Origin of the sequence: Diaphorobacter limosus (assembly GCF_033100095.1) — a bacterium.
In the GTDB taxonomy this organism is placed as follows: domain Bacteria; phylum Pseudomonadota; class Gammaproteobacteria; order Burkholderiales; family Burkholderiaceae_C; genus Alicycliphilus; species Alicycliphilus limosus.
Genome location: NZ_CP136921.1, coordinates 4,056,897 through 4,072,920 on the forward strand (window position 1 = coordinate 4,056,897; position 16,024 = coordinate 4,072,920).

A 16,024-nucleotide genomic window follows, 5' to 3' on the forward strand; every position below is an offset into this window, starting at 1 on the left:
CAGCGCTTGACGGTCAGGCGCTACGGTCGAATTTTTCTTCAAATCGATGGTGGCGTCGTGGGCATCAGGTTGGCCGCGCCACGGAACTGGGTGCGGTTGGTGAGCAGGAACACCAGCGTCATCTTGTCATTGAGCAGGTCGCTTGCATTGCCGCTGGCGGCCGCGCGGCGGCCCGCCAGCACGCCATGCAGGTTTTCCGCTGTCTGGCCGGCTGTGAAATGGTTGCCGTTGACCGTCAGGAGCACGCCGGCGCACAGGCTGGGCGCGCTGCTGAAGGTATTGCCCTGCAGCACCACGGTCTGGAACAGGCCGTTGAATTGCCGTTGTATCAACTGCTTGAGCATTTCCTCGCCCAGGTTCAGGCGGCGCAACCGGTTGTGCCCCAGCACCAGCTGGCCGCGGCCGGCCGGCACCTGGAAGTCGCCGCTGATCAACGCATTCACCAGAACCGTTGCGATAGGTGCCGAGGCCGTGCCGTCGGGCGGCGGCATGCCATAGAACGCCAGGTCGCCAGCGATCACGCAGTGCATGACCTCGCATTGCCCGGTGATGTTCTGCAGCACCACCGAGGCCGGCGCCGCCGCCGCCACCTCGCACTGGTGCATGCGCAGCTCGCTGCTGCCGTCCACCACGATCCAGGGCTGGGGCTGATCCTGCTTTCCCCGCACGCGCAGGCTGTGCAGGCCCAGTTCGCGGTTGCCCGTCAGTTGCAGCGAGGTGCCGGGGTCCATGGCCAGCTGCAGGTCGCGCAGCTCCAGCGCGGCAAACCCGCCCAGCGCGATGGGTGCGTGCACGGCGACGATGGCCGTGGGGCCACAGCCGTGCAGCGACAGCCTGGCTCCGGGCGGCACCTGGTTCACCGTCAGGTCTGCGAGCTCATGCGTGCCGGGCAGCAGGCATAGGCACAGCTGGCCGCCATGTTCCTCCAGCAGTTTCATCAGCAGCTCGGTGCTCAGCTGCTCAAAGTCGCCGCCCTTGCCAATGGTGATGCAACAACCGCCGCCCGCCTGCGCCGGTGCCTGGGCCGTGGCGGCAAACACCAGTGTCTGCTCGGGCACGGCTGCGCCGCCGCTGGTGAGCAGGTTGGCGCGCACGCGCTGCGGCCCGGCGCCGCCCAGCTGCCAGTTGCACTGTGCCAGGCCCTGCGCATCGGTTGTGGCCTCGGGGGGGTTGACGCTGCCGCCACCGGCCTCCAGCGTGAAGCGCACCCGGCTGCCGGCCAGGGGCAGCGCGCCGCGTGCCACGCGCAGGCGCAGCGGTTCGGCCAGCGTGGTGTTGGGCGCGGCCTCCTGGCCGTCGCCGCCCACGTAGAGCAGCTGCGTCAGCTGGGTGAGTGGCGGGAACCATTCGCGGCAGTCGGTGATGGCGCTGATCAGGCCACCCGCGTCCACCGTCACCAGGCCCAGGCGCGCCCAGCCGTCACGCACACCGGCGGGCGGGCAGGCTTGCGGCGCCCCGTCCTCGTCCAGCGGCCACTCGACATCGGCCGTGGCCGTGCGCGCGGGGATCTGCCAGTAGTCGCCCACGCGGTAGCTGCCGCCGGGGGCAAAGCGCACCTGCACGCCGTCTTCCAGGGGAATCCAGCCGCCCTCGACCACGGCCAGCGCGTGCTGGCCGGCGGCAGTGGGGCGCTGCTCCCAGCGCCGCAGCAGCGGGTGGCCGCTGGCGTCCTGGCCCAGGCTGCCCTGGGGCAGGCCGTCGAGCACCAGCTCCAGCGTGTCGTCGCCGTCGTGCAGAAACTCGAACAGCTGGCCGGCGCGCTGCTGCTGTGCGGCGGCATCGTCCAGCAACTCCACGCGGTCGTGTGGCGACAGATCCAGGTTGGCATCGCGCCCGCGCGCGGCCACGCGCACGATGGTCTGCTGGGCCGCGCTGTCGAGGGTGACGGATTGCACCGCGTAGGCCACCGAGGCGTTTTCGCGCGACCACTTGAAGGTGGCGGCGCCGGTGTTGGCGTCCACGCTGTGGATCTCCACCCGATAGAGCTGGTTTTCCAGCCGCCGGTAGCCGGCGCTGGCGGCCAGGTCGCACACGCCGGTGGCAGCCAGCTCGGGCTCGGCACGCGCCGCCAGTCGGGCGCTGGAGGGCGCAGTCAGCTGGTTCCAGTCATCCAGCGGGGCGTTGCAATGCCAGGCAAGGTTGTTGCTTGGCGCTGGCAGTGCCAGGGCGCGCACCTGGGCCATCTGCCGTGCGCGCGTGGCCGTGTCCGGCCCGCCCAGCGCCACTTCGCGTATGGCGGGGTCTTCCAGCGCGCTGATGTGGCGCTGCCAGGCGCGCAGGTAGATCAGGTGCTGGCCCGGTGCCAGGCGCGGGGCCACGCCGCCATCGGGCTGGTTGGCCAGTGATGCGGCCTGCTCCCAGACGCAATGCTGGCCCTGCACGAAGTAGCAGCCGGCGCTGATCAGCAGGCTGGCCGCGGGCAGCGTGGCGGGGGCGCCCGCGCCCGTGGCCGCGATGCGCCAGGACTGGCCGCCGCCCACGGCCCAGGCGTCGGCCGTGCCGGCGACCGACAGGCCTGCCAGTTGCGGGCTGCCTGCCACGGGCTGCGCCGTCCAGCTGGCGCCGCCGTTGCCGGTGGCCAGCAGCGTGCCGCCGTCGCCGGCGGCCCAGCCGGTGTTGGCGTCACGCATGCGCAGGGTGCGCAGGCGGGCCGTGCTGCCGCTGGTCGCCGTGCTCCAGGTGGCGCCGCCATCGCCGCTCACGAGCAGGGTGCCACCGTCACCCGCGGCCAGGGCCTGGGCACCGTTCAAGACCACGGCACGCAGCGTGGCCTGGCTGCCGCTGCCGACCTTGGCCCAGGTCTGGCCGCCGTCGGCGCTGCGCACGATGGCGCCGCCCTGGCCCACGGCCAGGCCGTTCTGTGCGCTGGTGAAGGCCACGGCATGGAGCCGCGCCACGCCGGTGGCGCGCGCCGTCCAGGTGACGCCGCCGTCGACCGTGGCCAGGGCCAGGCCGCCATCGCCAACGGCCCAGGCATGCTGGGCGTCGGTGCAGGCCACGCCGCGCAGCGCCTGCAGCGTGCCGCTGGCCTGGGCGGTCCAGCTGCTGCCGGAATTGCTGGTGCGCAAGATGGTGCCGCCATCACCCACGGCCCAGCCGGTGCTGCCGCTGCGTGCCAGGGCGCGCAGGTGGCGCGTGCTGCCGGTGTTGGCCACAGTCCAGGCGCCGCCGCCGTTGCTGCTGACGAGCAGCACACCATCCTGGCCGGCAATCCAGATGCTGTTGGCATCCTGGGCGTGTACGGCCAGGGCGGCCATGCCGCCCGCCAGCGCAAAGCCCGCGCCCTCGGCCGGGCCGCCGCTGGCGCCGATCACATCGCGCGCCAGATGTTCCAGGCGCTGGCGCGTGATGTCGCCCTGCTCGTTGAAGTCGGCATCGGTGAGCACGCGGCCCTGCTGCAGCCGCACTGCCGTGTAGTGCTTGCGCGCGTCGAAGGTTTCGCGGGAGAGATCGCCTTGCATGGTGGTACCTCCTTGCCTTGTTGCATCAGTTGGCGTAATGCAGCCCGGCCGTCAGGCCCAGGCGCAGGTATTCGTCGAGCGCGTCGCGCAGGTTGGCCTCGCGCTGGGGCTGGCGCAGCTGCTCGTAGGCGCCCATCTCGGCGCCACTCTCGGCCCCGGTGCGTATCTGCACCGCGCAGCGCAGATCCAGCTGACCCAGAGCCGGGTCGCCATAGCGGCGTGCGCTGAACAGCGGGCGTACCGTGGCCTCGACCTCGGCGCGCAGGGCCGCCTCTTCCGCGCCCGTCGGCGGGGGCAGGCCGGCGGCCGCTGCCTTGGCGCGCAGCGCCGCGATGCGGGTGTCGCTCTCGAGCTGCGGCTGGCAGCGGTAGCGCCGCGGCACCTGGGATGCGGGCGGCACATAGCAAAAGCGCACGCAGCCCGTCTGGCGCCGCACGGCCGTGACAGGCGCGTCGAAGATGCAGTCGCTGGCCGTGAGCGTGAGCCCGCTCACCGAGCCAAGGACGGTCGTGCGCTGCAGATCCAGGGGGGCGTCGGGGGCATTCAGTGCCGGCTGTGGGGCCGCGCCCTCGTCCAGCAGGCCGGCGATGCTGTCGGCCAGGGTGATGCTGGTGACAGGGCCGGCCGCCGCGATGGGTGGCGTCAGGCTGTGCAGCACGCGCAGCGCCAGGCGCGGGCTGTCGCCAGCCACCGTGATGTGGGTGGTGCTGGGCAGCATGGTGCAATGTGCCAGCTCCACCTGGCCCAGCGGGCCGGAGAGGCTGAGTGGCCCCTGCAGCAGCAGCCCGTTGATGAACAGCGCGCCGGGGTTGGGGCTGGCCGGAGCGGCCTGGCCCACCACGCGCAGGCTGCCCTGCCAGTGCGCGCGCGTATCCCGCGCCTCGAAGCGGCCGGGCAGGCGCCCCAGGGTGCCGGGCAGGGCGCCGGGTACGGGCACCAGCGGCCATTGGCCGGCGACGATCATCAGGCGTGAGCCCTCGGCCAGGTTGATGGTCAGCGGCGCCGCGTCAGTCTCGCTCAGGCTGTCCATGACAACGATCACGCCGGTGCGGCCCGCAGGCAGGGCGTTCCAGGCCGTGACGGCGTCGCGCAAGGTGGCAAACAGCTGGCCGGTGCTGCCCAGCGCCAGCAGGTGCGTCACGCCCGCCTGCCACACCGTGGGGGCCAGGAAGCCGCCCTGATCCGCGTTCGTGGCCGTGCCTTCGGACAGGCTGGCGCTGGCGGCACGCAGGGCGTCGCCCCGGTCGTAGGGGCCGCCGCCCATGTCGGCCACGCTGCCGTGGGCGGCCTGCAGCCAGACCTGCTGCACGTTGGCGGCGGCGGGAAAGGCAATGCGCCCGCGCCGTACGTCCAGCGCCGCCGCGCGCGGCGGCACGGGCAGTGTCACGGCGTTGGGTATCTCGCAGATCCACAGGCGCTCGCGCGGTATCTCCACCGGCAGGCTCTCGCCGGCCAGCTGCGCGAACACGCGCAGCCCGGGCTGCTGCGCCGTCATGAATACGGGGGGCGGTTCAGCCATGCCGGCGCGCAGGCGTCCCAGCTCGGCATGCAGGGCCAGCGAGCGCAGTGGGGCGCTGACGTTGTCCTCGCGCGCGGCCTGGGCAGCCTGGGTCAGGGCGCCCCCGGTCAAGGTGCGCGGGCGGTTGAACAGCGGTGCGTCCACGCCGGCGGGGTGCATGGCCCACCAGCCCGCGCCGCTATCGCGTGCGCTGATGAAGTCGGCATCCGCCTCGCCCGGCACGCCCTGGCCCAGCGGCTGGGCGCGCAGGCGCCACAGGAAGATGCCGATGTTGGGGATGTTGTGGCGGCCGCCGCGTGTGTCGGCGTTGCGCACTTCCAGGGTGTGCGCGTATGGATCGAAGGCGCCGCCGTGGGCCTGGGCCAGCTCGGCGCGTGCGGCGTCGCGCACGCCGGCGGTGGCTGCTGGAGCGCGGCGCACATGGTTCATGTGCTGCGTGGTGGCCAGGCGCTGGAAAAATTCCACGGCCGTGGCCGGCCAGCCCGTCACGTCGCGCGCCAGCTGCTCCAGCACCAGGGCCGTGCCCTTGCGGCGCCGGTACGCCAGGGTGTTGGCCACCCAGGCGCGCATGCTGACGCCGGCCGAGGGCACGGGGCGGATCGCCCGTGCGCCGACCAGGTCGCCGATGTAGGGCACGGTCCACTCGTCGCAGGTCTCTATGAACCAGTTGTCGTACAGGCGGGCGGCATCCAGCTCGAGTGCCGTGAGTTCTTCCTCGATCACCGCTAGCAGCGCGCGCAGCGGCTGGCCCTGCTCGGCGTCGCGCAGGCGGTGTATGGCCGGCAGCAGCTGGTACAGCCTTTCGGGGGTGAGCAGGCTCATGGCATGGCCTCCAGCAGTTGCACGGCGGCGGGGTTGATCAGCAGCAGCTCGGCCGGCTGCATGGCGCCGGCGACCCAGCGTGCGCCCAAGGCCGGCAGTACCTCTTGCACGGCATCGGGGCTGGCGCCCTGGCCGTAAGGCTGCAGCACCGACAGATCCACGGCGACCACGCCCGACACCTGTTGCAGCAGGGTCAGCAAGGCGGCGGCGGTCACGGGTTGGGCCAGCTCGCGTGCGTCAAAGCCATAGGCCTCGAGCAGGCGCGCCAGGCAGTCGGCCAGTACGGCGGTAGCCTGGTAGCGCCCATCGACGACCACGCTGGCCTGGCAGCGGAAGTAGCGCAACGCCGCAGCCTGTAGCGTGAAGGCTTGCGCGGGGTCGGACTGGTCGGTGATGGCCAGGCGCAGGTTGTCAAGTACCTGGGCGTCGGCCGTGCCACCGGTGGCGCCCGTTACCGACAGCAGCACGCGCGTGCTGGCGTCCACGCTGACCAGGTCGGCGCGTGCCTTGCCTATGCCGGGAAAGGCGCGCGCGTAATCCTGGTAGTCGCGCAGCGAGACCACGCGCTCGAAGGCCAGCAGCGTCAGCGGTGCGTTGCGGCGTGCGTCGGCCAGTTTCTCGGGATCCTGCGCGCCGCCGGCCGGCAGCGGGTTGTTGACGCCGCGCAGGCCCAGCGGCATGGCGCGCGGCATGGTCAGGCTGGCGGCCGCCACCTCGCCATCGGCACCCAGTCCGGTGCGGTACCTGGCGCGCACATTCATCTGCCCGGTGGGCAGGCGCGCACCCTGGCGGCCGTCGCCGAACAGCAGGGTCATGCGCGCGTCGTTGTCGATACGCGTGGCAAACACATGCTCGTTCGGTCCCGCGCCATACAGCGATGGGCGTTCGCTCCACAACAGGCCGTTGACGCGCAGGGCCAGCGTGCTTTGCGCGCCGCTGCTGCTGGCGGCCGACAGGTGGGTGGTGGGCGGGCGGCGCAGCGTGAACTGCTGGAACGGTTGGGAGGCGTCGCCGTTGCCCAGTACCTCCTGCACGCCCTCGCCATGGGTGGCGGCGACCACGTTGGCGTGTATGCGCAGGCCCTCGCGCTGATAGCTGAACTGCAGGCCACTCTTGCCCCTGAGCACCAGGGTGCTGCGGCCGTTGGCATGCACCACGTCGTCGAGTACCGCGATCTCGGCCGCATCCACGCCGGGGATGTCGCTGCGCGCGCCGACAAAGGCCAGCAGCTTGCCCGGGGTGAGGCCCAGTACCATGGTGGACAGCTCCAGGCGCTGGCTGCCCGCCGCGACCGGGGCATCGATGGGTAGATCCACCAGCGGCTGGCGCTGGCTGGCCACATGGGCCGTGGTGTCGCGGAACTTGAAGGCTTCCGAAGGGGGTGCCGACAGTGGCTTGCCGTCGCTGCCGGCCATGCGCAAGGCCATGGCGCGGCCGGACAGGCCGTAGTCGGCGCGTGCGCACTCCCGGCTGTCGTACAGCAGATAGGTGCTGGCCTTGACACCGGGCGAATCGAACACCATCCAGCTGCCCGCGGCCAGGGCCGGCACGGGCCGTTCCAGGTAGGTGTGCTGGGGTGTGATGGCGCCGCTTTGCGAGTCTGTCCAGATGCTGGGGTTGGTGCTGTCCCAGTTGGCTGGGTAGTAGGTCGCGCCGCCCTTGGTGTTGCTGGCCGGCAGGGAGTTCCATTGCGGCGCGTTGTGGCCGAAAAATCCCAGGCGTGCGCCAAAGCTGAAGGCGCCGGCTTCGGGCGCCACCGGCTTGGTGGCTGGCTGGGCGCTGGCGGTGATGGCCTGCACCAGTTGCGTGCCGCTCCAGCCCTGGATGGCGATCATGGCCTGCAGTTCGCCCTCCTGCCAGGCCTTGCCGCTGAAGGTGGTGCTGATGCTGCCGCTGGTGAAGGGCACGCTCTGAACCTGCGCCTGGGCGTAGGGACCGGAGATGGCGTACATGACCGGTATGGCCCATTGCAGCATGGGTGGCGCGGCCGGCGCGACGGGGTCGGGCAGGGGGTCGAGATCGATGCGCACACGCTCCAGCGTCTTTTCTTCTTCGACTTCGCGTGCGCGCAGCACCAGATGGAGCAGGTTGGCGCCGTTCTTGCCCACGAACAGCAATAGCTCGCCGGCCTGTATGCGGTTGGCGTTGGCGCCCAGGTAAATGCGACCCACCTCGAGTGCATCGACGCTGGGATCCACCGGCAGACCCGGATCCAGGCGGTACAGGCTGCCGCTGGCCAGGCCCTGGTGCAGGCCGGCGGTGCCCGCGGGCAGGCTGCCCTGGGGCAGCAGCAACACCAGCCGCCGTGCACCACCGCTGACATTCAGCAAGGCCATGTCGGCCGGCCGTGTCAGGCGCGGGCGCAGCGCATTCCATTCGGCGCGCGCCAGCAGCTCGGCCGAGGTCTCGAACACCTGGGGCAGCTTGCCCTGCGGCGGCACGCTCTGGATCGGGCTGCCGGCGGCGATGGTGCACAGGCCGGGCGCGCCTGGCGCGTCCTCCACGGTGAACACCAGATGCACGCCAGCGGCGACGCCGGGGCGCAGCTCGTAGCCCACGGCGCGCGCCAGCTCCAGCACCGAACGGCGCTCGGTGGCGGTGCGCAGAAAGCCCTCGTTGGCGATGCGCTCCTGGTAGAAGCTCAGCACATCGGCCGCGCAGGCGGCGGCGTCCACCAGGGCCACGGTGGCGTCAACGGGCTCGCGCGTGGCCAGGTGCGCCAGGGGGCGCGGTGCGCCTGCGCCCGCCTCCGGGTCGCGCCACAGCGGCAGCCTGGCCAGCATGCGTTGGTAAAAGCCCGGCTGGGTGTCCAGGCGCCAGGCGAGCGCGGGCAGGCCGGGGTCGTTGTAGATGGCAGGGCGCGGTTGCTGGCCTTCGCAGCAGTGGCAGCCGCTCAGATGGTCGTCGCTCATGGCTGGCCTCCCATTGCGTGTACCTCGAATGCGAGCCTGCCGTTCTCGGGTGCATTCGGGTCGTTGTCGAGCCGCGCGATCTCCAGCCGCGCCATGGTGATCTGGCCTGCCGTTATCTCGCCCGCGGGCGCGCGGCCCAGGCGCTGAAAGCGCAGCGGCTCAACGTGCGACACGCCGGTCACGGCCATGGCGGCGGCGACCACGGCGCTTAAGTAAACCGGGTCGCCAAAGCTGAAGCGGTCGGGGTCGAAGAAGCCGCCCTGCGCGCTGCCGAACACCTGCAGCAGCCGCCGCTCCACGTCGGCCGTGAAGTAACCGGGCAGGGCGCAGACATGCAGCGCGATGTCCAGCGCCACATAGGCCGGGGCGTCTATTTCCACGTCGTGGCCGGCCAGGCGGTAGCGGTCGATGAAGGCCGTCATGCTGTCCTCGAAGGGCGCGTCCACGGGCGCCCCGCCACGCCGATCCACGGTGATGAACATCGTGTACCAGCTACCGGTCCAGCGCCGCGTGGCCACGGCGCGCTGCACGCGCGTGTCGCGCATGGCCATGTCGGCATAGTTCTGGGGCGTAACGGCGCGCTCCTGGCGGCGGAAGGCCTGGGGCGCGTCCATGCGCGCGCGCGCCAGCGGTGTCGGGCCGGTGCCGCCGCGGGCGGGCAGCGGGTTGCGCACGCGCGTGATGCCGTCGAAGCCGCACAGCACATGGGCGATGGCGTTGCTGCCCACGTTGCCGTTGCTGCCGTTGCCGCCGCGCATGCGCAGCGACAAGCCCTCGGTGGCGCCCGGCGAGCGGCCGTTGACGCCGTCGCCGAAGCGCAGCAGCACGCTGGCGTCGTTGTCGGTCTCGACCACGTAGTCGGCTGCCTGCCCGTTGCTGCCCAGCAGGTCGGGCTGCACGCTCCAGAGCCGGCCGTCACCGTCGCTGGTGACACGCATGGCCGCGCGCTGCCCGGCCGGGTCGGTCTGCATGGCGGCTGCGGCGGGGGCCGTGGCATCGACCAGCGTCAAGCGTCCCAACGCGTCGCGCACCATGGCCTGGCGCGTGAGGGGAAGTTGGCTGCCATGCTCTGGCCGCAGGCGTGGCACGCGCCCGCCGGGCACGGGCAGCAGCTTTTGTGTGGCGCTGGGGCTCATGCCGTGGTCGGCCAGCGCCAGGTTGGCGCAGGCGCCGGCCATGTCCTGTACCAGGGAGCCGCCTATGACCTTGGACAGGCACAGGTCGAATGGCAGGGCGTCTTCCTCGGCCCATTGCAGTTCCACGATGGGCTGCAGCGTGACTGGGTCGCGCCGCGGCGTGGGTGCGGGCTGGCGGGCGGCGTCAGCCTCGGGGTCTACCCGCGTGAGCCGCACCACATGGCGCTGCGTGGGGTCGGCGTCCTGGGGCAGGCCGTTGCTGGTGCCGGCGCGCGCCTCCAGCAGCAGCAGGTCACCGGCGCGCAGGCGCAGGCGCTGGGCCACAGCGTCGCGCACGAAGGCGCGCGTGGCCCCCTTGGGCAGGCAGCAGGCCTCGTCGCTCCAGGTGTAGAAGCGCAGGTCGTTGTGCGCGCTGTACAGGGTGACGGGCGTCAGCAGCTCGAAGGGCTGGGCGCCGCCAGCCACCAACTCGGCGGCCCGGGCGCGCGATGGCAGGCGCTTGGCCGTGCCGGCCGACTGGGTCAGCAGCAGCGTGCCGTCCAGGCCGGTGTCCGGGTCGCAGCCCGCCAGCTGCTGGCCGTCGGCCGTGGCATCGACCTCGAAGGCGACCCAGGCGCGGGCGTTGCCGCCCTCGGCCAGCTGGTAGTCCAGCAGCCGTGTGTGGCGCTTGACCGAGACGCGCTGGCGTGCTGTGCCCAGGTAGGCCTCGGTGGCCACGGCGTCCTGGAAGTAGGCGATCTCGTCGGCGCGATACGCCAGGGCCTCGCTCAGTGTCACCAGCAGGTCGGCAGGGTTGCGTTCGCGCCAGTCTGGCATGAGCACCGACAGGCGATCGAGCACCAGGCGGCGGAAAGTCGGGTAGTCGCGTGCCAGGTAGTCGATGTCGGGCACCGCTTGGGTCTCTGGCGGGCAGTCCCGGGTCTGGCGGCAGTCGAAGTCGCTGGGGCAGTCGACCTTGAAGCCAAAGCTGATCTGCGCCAGGGCCGGGTCTATGCCGTCGGGTGGTGCGTCCGCGCCGGCCGAGGCCACCAGACGCAGCTGGTAGCGCGAGAAGTCGCCGCTGTCGTCCAGCTCCACCGTCAGTTGCTTGCCGCTGGCGCTCACGCCCACCACATGCGGGTCACGCACACGCTGGCCGCCGCGCACCTCGACGTTGCCGGCGGTCAGTGGTGCGACGGGCGCCTGGCCCAGGTCATGCACAAAGTGCAGCACCAGGCGCGGCTCGCCGTGCATGACCTCCAGGTACTCGATGCCGTTGAACCAGCGCGGCGGCAGCTCCTGCGCGGCGGCGCGCAGGGCGGCAATGCGGAGCGGATTCTTGCAGAGGTATTGCTGCGTGCTCATGATGCGAGGCTCCGCGTGAACTGGGCCTCACCGGCCTGCTGCGTCTCGAGCACCGTGTAGCGCACGGCCACCGTGAGCGTGGCGTCCTCACTGCTGGCGGCCACCTCGTCGATGCGCAGCAACTGCCCCAGCCACTGCTGCAGCGAGGCCTGAACCAGAGCCTGCACGGTGACGGCCAGCTCGGGGCTGTTGGGGGCGAACACGAGCTGCATCAGCCCGCAGCCGAAGTCGGGCCGGTTCACGCGCTCGCCGGGCAGGGTGAACAACAGCTGCTCGATCAGGCCATGCAGCCAGGCCTCGCGCGCGGCTTCATGCGTGCGGCCGTGCCCGTCGGTGCGGTAGGGGAAGGCGACGTAGCTGCTCATGATGCACCTCCTTCACATCCCAATGACGCGGGTTTGCGCGGCCACCGGCATCAGCGGCGTGCCCGTGGGCGTGCAGATGGCCTGGCCGCTCATCACCAGCACCGGCTGGCCGGCGGCGAATACGCGCGTGGCCGCCACTACCCATTGCGCCGTGACGCAGGGCCCGTTGCCCTGAGGCGGAGAGAACGCACAGCCCGCCACCAGCCAGGGCGCGGCCTGCGTGGCCACGGGCTGGCCCGAGACCAGCACGCGCGGCACGGGCGCGCTGGGCGTGGCCTGGCCGCCGTGGGCGCAGAGCACGGTGGCGCCGAGGTGCAGCAGGGGGCCGGGCATACGATGTTCCTTAAACGACCGTCAACGCGCCGGCGTTGATGTTCGTCGTGGGCCCCGTCATGATCAGCGAGGCGCCCTTGCCGTTCTGGATGTAGATGCCCGTGTCGTTGACGATCAGCGTGGCGCCGGTGGCGCTCTTGAGCATGATGCCGCCCGTGGGCCCGGGCAGGTCGCTGACCGTGAGGCCGTTCTGCAGCGTGGTCTGCAGCGTGATGGCCTGCACGCCGGGCGGCGTGGCGCGCGCCAGCGCTGGCACCTCGGCCGCGCTGCCCCAGAAGCAGCCGACCCAGATGGGATAGTCGGGGTCGCCCTGCTCGAACTCCACCCACACGCCCGAGCCGATCATGGGCAGGGCGAACATGCCGTTCTGCACGCCCGCCACGGGCACGCAGGGCATGGCCCAGGTGGCGGGCAGCAGCCCGGCCACGTCGGGCACCTGCACCTGCAGCCGGCCGATCTGCATGGGGTCGATGTTGTTGAGCACCATGCCTCGGTACTTGCCGTAGAACTTGTCGTTCATCGTCTGTTCCTCCTTCAGACCGGGACATTGGGAGTGATCGACACCAGGCCATTGCGCGTGAGCTCGAAGCTCTGCTTGAACTCCCCGCGCTTGAGCCGGCTGGTCACGCTGCTGACGTAGTACAGGCCGTCGTAGGCCACGCCGGCGCCACGCACGCCCACCAGGCCGCGCGCCTTCAGTACCCGGCCGTAGCGCAGCACGTTCAGGCTGCCGCTGCCGCTCACGGCGTCCTGCGACTTGGCGGCCTCGGCCAGGCCGGCCGAGATGGCACGCATGGGGCTCATCTTGGCCGTGTCCTTGAGCACCTTGAGGTTGGCAATCGGCGTAGGCAAGGCGCCCAGCGGCGGCTGCAGCGGGTTCAGGTTCGGGATGGGGATCGGTATCGGAACGCGCGTCAGCTGGTTCTGGATGTAGACGATGGGCAGCACGCCCTTGGTCGGATCGAAGGAGAACGACAGCGACTCCACATTGGTCAGCGCGTCCATGTCCAGGTTCAGTGCCGGCTGCGGTATGCCCAGCTTGATCTCGGGCCCGAAGTAGGCGATGTTGGTGCCCGGGGCCGGGCCCGGCTCGACGTAGAACACATAGCCCACCTGTCGCGCCAGCTCCTGGATATAGGCCAGATCTGTGCCCTTTTGCGCGGGAATCTTGTCGATGGGGATCTGCACGTCGGGGAACAGCACCGGGATCACCATGGGGATCAGGCCGAAGGGCGCGTACTTGGCGCACAGCAGGGCGACGCGGCCCTCCACCGGCACGGCGGGAAATGGCAGGCCGCTGAAATCCTGCATGTCCATGGCCTTGGTCACGTCCTCGCCGGTCACGGTGAGCGTGCCGGCCTGACCACGCCCGCCAGGCTGCACCTCCACATGGGTCATCACGCCGTCGAACAGCGGCTGGGCGCTGCCGTTCATGGTGAGGATCAGCAGCACGCGCAGCGGCGGCGTGGCCATGCCGGTGTTGGTGCCTGCCGCCAGCAGGAAGATGGTGTTGAGCGGCGAGCGCGCGGTGATCGTGAACGTGAGCTGAAAGCCCGAGGCGCTGCCCGCCGCCGTGCGCACCTCCACGCTCTGTAGCGCATCCAGCACCACGCGCGGCACCGGCAGCGGCACCAGCGGGCCGACGAGCAGGGTGAGCTGTATGCCCTGGGCGAACATGATCAGGCCTCGAAGGGGGGCGGCGGCACGCCCTCGGGCAGGGTGATGCGCAGGCTTGAACCCGGCACGGCCGTCATGGCCTCGGGCTGCATGGCGCCGTTGGCGTCGGCCAGGCGCCACCATTGCTCGGCCACGCCCAGGTATTGCGCCGCCAGCTGATCCGGGCGCTGGCCGGCGGCCAGGGTCAGGGTCTGGATGGTGGCGAAGTTCTCCGGCGGCGGCAGAAAGCGCCGCGTGACATAGGCCACGGTGCGGCCGTCGGCCAGCTGGGTCTGCGCCGTGGGTAGGCCGTGGTAGCGGCTGTCCGGCGCAAAGGCTGGCTGGGCCAGGCCGTTGGCCTGCATAAAGGCGGCAATGGGGTCGGTCATGGTCACACTCCCGTCACGCCCAGCGTGGACAGCGACACCGGCTGGGCCTTGGCGGCCAGCTGCTCGCGGTTTTGCAGATAGGTCATGAACAGCGCGCCGCCCTTGGAGGCAAAGCCCAGGTCATCGACGGTGAGCACGCGCAGACCGAAGCTGGCCTTGGCGTGTATCGGGTTGAGCGCGGGGTCGAAGGCCTCCTCGGTCACCGAGAAGCTGGTCAGCTTGACCGGTATCACGCGGCTAGCGCCCCAGACCAGCAGCAGCAGCGGCGCCAGCATGGGCGCGATCTCCAGCTGGCCCGAGCTGGCCTGGCTGTTCACCTTGCTCAACTGCGCGCTGCTGGGCTGCGACAGCGATTCCAGCAGCGCGATCTGCGGCGCCAGGCCATGGGCCACGGTGGCGGCATGCTGGTCCGGGAATTCGAGCTGGTCGGTCGCATCCAGGTCGGCCTCGAAGCTGATGGTCTCCACCGCCGGGCCCTTGAAGCGTGTGGGCTCGGCACGATCGCCCCCGGCCTCGCCGCCGACATCCTGGCCCTTGAGCTCGCGCTTGAGCGATTCAGCGTTGTATTGCAGCGCGATCACGCGTTGCACCTGGGCGGTGGTGGGATCGACGAGCACGATGCCGCCCTTGGTGAGTTTGGGTGAGGAGCTGATCGTCATGACAAGGCCTTCCCGGCTAGTTCACCTTTGTCGTCTTCCACTTGCGGACCCACTTCCGCTTGTCGCTCTTGTGGAGCGTTTCCTTGTCGGTGTGGATTTCGAGCCGCTTGATCTTTCCCCCGGAGCGGTCGAACACCTCGCGCATCGCTGCGATGCGCGCGGCGTCGTCCTTTTGCGGGGGCAGGTCGCCGTCGGCCTCCATCTGCCTGGCCCGGTCGAGCAGCCACTTGTCGAAGGTTTTCCCGAGTGCCTTGTCGCCCTTGGCGACGCGGTCGTCGATCTCCTGGCTGGACTTGACCTCGACGACCCTTTCCTTGCCGTGCCGGGTGTTCACCTCTTCGCCGTCCTCGTCCTTGTCTGCCCGCCGTGCGAAGCGCTCGTTGCTCGTGCGCAGCGTGGAGTCGATGGCCTTGAATTGCGCCCCGCCGAAGATCGTGCCCACGGCCTTGCCGGTTTCCTCGGACCGGCCGACATAGCAGCCGTAGAACTCCACGGTCGCACCGGGAGCCATGGCGTCCTTGGCAATGGAGGCGACCTTCTGGTCGGCCGCCATGTCGCTCAGCTCCTGGGCGGTGACGAAGCGGCGGTCGGCCTCGCCCTTGGGTGTCATCTTGATGCCGCCCGTGGTGCTGCCATGGCCGATGATGCGGATTTCGCCGACCTTGGTCTTGTTGTCCTTGGCGTACTTGGCCGCGTATTCGGCGGCTTCCTGGATGTTGTCCACGACGACCACTTTTTCGCCGAGCGTGTTCTGCACGTAGTCGGTCACGTCCTGCGTGTAAGCGTCGTCGGGGGCGCGCATGACGAAGGTGATGCGCGTGCCTGCGGGCGCCTGGCCGGCCGGTTTGTCGTCGGCCTTGTCCTGGGCCCCCGCGCCCTTGCCGTCGTCGGCCTGGATGTGCGGGGAGCCGGCGCGTGGCGCGCCGCCGACCTTGGCCGGGAGGCCCTTCACCGCGCGGTCGGCGGCGGTGTTGGCCTCGTGCTCGTCGTGCGCATCGCGCCTGAGCGTGGCACGGCCGGAGTCCGCATCGCGCTGCTGCGCCACGTGCGCGAGCTCGTGCGCGAGCAGGCGCTGGCCGGCCGGCGAGGCAGGCTTGTATTCGCCATGGTTGAAGGCGATGTGCCGGCCGATCGTGAAGGCCCGCGAGCCCAGGGCGCTGGCGGCCTCGGCGGCGGCGCGGTCGCTGTGCACGCGCACGTTGGCGAAATCGACGTCGAAACGCGCCTGCATCGGCTGGCGCACCGAAGCCGGCAGTTCGTCGCCCGGCTTGCCAACCAGCCGGTTGGCCGCCTCCTCCCCGCGCGCGGGCCGGCTGTCCCTGCGCGGCACGGCCGCGTCGGCGGCTGGCTTGTGATCGCGCTCATGAGTCATGCCGGGGCCTCGCGTCGGGAAGGAACCGTACCCGGCCATGCACCATGGCACCGGCG

The 16,024-nt window shown here is 70.9% G+C and carries 11 protein-coding genes; all 11 read right to left on the bottom strand.

Features of this window, described 5'->3' with window-relative positions; translation table 11 throughout:
* Positions 1–38: 38 nt before the first annotated feature.
* From P4826_RS19510 to P4826_RS19560, 11 genes are read right to left on the bottom strand one after another with little or no spacing between them, the layout of a single operon-like run.
* Positions 39–3,461 carry a DUF6519 domain-containing protein gene (locus P4826_RS19510; protein WP_317701992.1) on the bottom strand — a complete coding sequence of 1,141 codons (3,423 nt, stop codon included), beginning with the start codon at positions 3,459–3,461 and terminating at the stop codon, positions 39–41.
* Positions 3,462–3,486: 25 nt separating this feature from the next.
* Positions 3,487–5,802, bottom strand: coding sequence for a hypothetical protein (locus tag P4826_RS19515; RefSeq protein WP_317701993.1), 2,316 nt, complete (start codon positions 5,800–5,802; stop codon positions 3,487–3,489).
* Complete coding sequence (locus P4826_RS19520) at positions 5,799–8,714, bottom strand: baseplate J/gp47 family protein (RefSeq protein WP_317701994.1); 2,916 nt, start codon at positions 8,712–8,714, stop codon at positions 5,799–5,801. The genes P4826_RS19515 and P4826_RS19520 overlap by 4 nt, the downstream gene beginning before the upstream one ends.
* A complete protein-coding gene (locus tag P4826_RS19525; RefSeq protein WP_317701995.1) occupies positions 8,711–11,194 on the bottom strand; it encodes a putative baseplate assembly protein in 2,484 nt (827 codons plus the stop codon). The genes P4826_RS19520 and P4826_RS19525 overlap by 4 nt, the downstream gene beginning before the upstream one ends.
* Positions 11,191–11,559 carry a GPW/gp25 family protein gene (locus P4826_RS19530; RefSeq protein ID WP_317701996.1) on the bottom strand — a complete coding sequence of 123 codons (369 nt, stop codon included), beginning with the start codon at positions 11,557–11,559 and terminating at the stop codon, positions 11,191–11,193. Before P4826_RS19530 ends, P4826_RS19525 begins: the two co-directional genes overlap by 4 nt.
* 12 nt (positions 11,560–11,571) lie before the next feature.
* Positions 11,572–11,892: a hypothetical protein gene (locus tag P4826_RS19535; protein WP_317701997.1), complete on the bottom strand. Its 321-nt coding sequence runs from the start codon at positions 11,890–11,892 to the stop codon at positions 11,572–11,574.
* 10 nt (positions 11,893–11,902) lie between these two features.
* Complete coding sequence (locus P4826_RS19540; protein WP_317701998.1) at positions 11,903–12,412, bottom strand: phage baseplate assembly protein V; 510 nt, start codon at positions 12,410–12,412, stop codon at positions 11,903–11,905.
* Positions 12,413–12,426: 14 nt separating this feature from the next.
* Entirely contained in the window at positions 12,427–13,569 is a 1,143-nt protein-coding gene (locus tag P4826_RS19545; protein WP_317701999.1) for a hypothetical protein, read from the bottom strand.
* A gap of 2 nt (positions 13,570–13,571) precedes the next feature.
* Positions 13,572–13,937 (bottom strand): LysM domain-containing protein, encoded by a 366-nt coding sequence (locus P4826_RS19550; RefSeq protein ID WP_317702000.1) that lies wholly within the window; start codon positions 13,935–13,937, stop codon positions 13,572–13,574.
* A gap of 2 nt (positions 13,938–13,939) precedes the next feature.
* Positions 13,940–14,596, bottom strand: coding sequence for a hypothetical protein (locus tag P4826_RS19555; RefSeq protein ID WP_317702001.1), 657 nt, complete (start codon positions 14,594–14,596; stop codon positions 13,940–13,942).
* A gap of 16 nt (positions 14,597–14,612) precedes the next feature.
* Positions 14,613–15,968, bottom strand: coding sequence for an eCIS core domain-containing protein (locus P4826_RS19560; RefSeq protein ID WP_059401771.1), 1,356 nt, complete (start codon positions 15,966–15,968; stop codon positions 14,613–14,615).
* Between the last annotated feature and the right edge of the window lie 56 nt (positions 15,969–16,024).

Bases quoted from the DNA above. Each gene is read 5' to 3' on its own strand.
- P4826_RS19545 (WP_317701999.1), bottom strand. From the start codon at position 13,569: ATGTTCGCCCAGGGCATACAGCTCACCCTGCTCGTCGGCCCGCTGGTG.
- P4826_RS19555 (WP_317702001.1), bottom strand. From the start codon at position 14,596: ATGACGATCAGCTCCTCACCCAAACTCACCAAGGGCGGCATCGTGCTC.
- P4826_RS19560 (WP_059401771.1), bottom strand. From the start codon at position 15,968: ATGACTCATGAGCGCGATCACAAGCCAGCCGCCGACGCGGCCGTGCCG.
- P4826_RS19540 (WP_317701998.1), bottom strand. From the start codon at position 12,412: ATGAACGACAAGTTCTACGGCAAGTACCGAGGCATGGTGCTCAACAAC.
- P4826_RS19520 (WP_317701994.1), bottom strand. From the start codon at position 8,714: ATGAGCGACGACCATCTGAGCGGCTGCCACTGCTGCGAAGGCCAGCAA.
- P4826_RS19525 (WP_317701995.1), bottom strand. From the start codon at position 11,194: ATGAGCACGCAGCAATACCTCTGCAAGAATCCGCTCCGCATTGCCGCC.
- P4826_RS19550 (WP_317702000.1), bottom strand. From the start codon at position 13,937: ATGACCGACCCCATTGCCGCCTTTATGCAGGCCAACGGCCTGGCCCAG.
- P4826_RS19530 (WP_317701996.1), bottom strand. From the start codon at position 11,559: ATGAGCAGCTACGTCGCCTTCCCCTACCGCACCGACGGGCACGGCCGC.
- P4826_RS19510 (WP_317701992.1), bottom strand. From the start codon at position 3,461: ATGCAAGGCGATCTCTCCCGCGAAACCTTCGACGCGCGCAAGCACTAC.
- P4826_RS19535 (WP_317701997.1), bottom strand. From the start codon at position 11,892: ATGCCCGGCCCCCTGCTGCACCTCGGCGCCACCGTGCTCTGCGCCCAC.
- P4826_RS19515 (WP_317701993.1), bottom strand. From the start codon at position 5,802: ATGAGCCTGCTCACCCCCGAAAGGCTGTACCAGCTGCTGCCGGCCATA.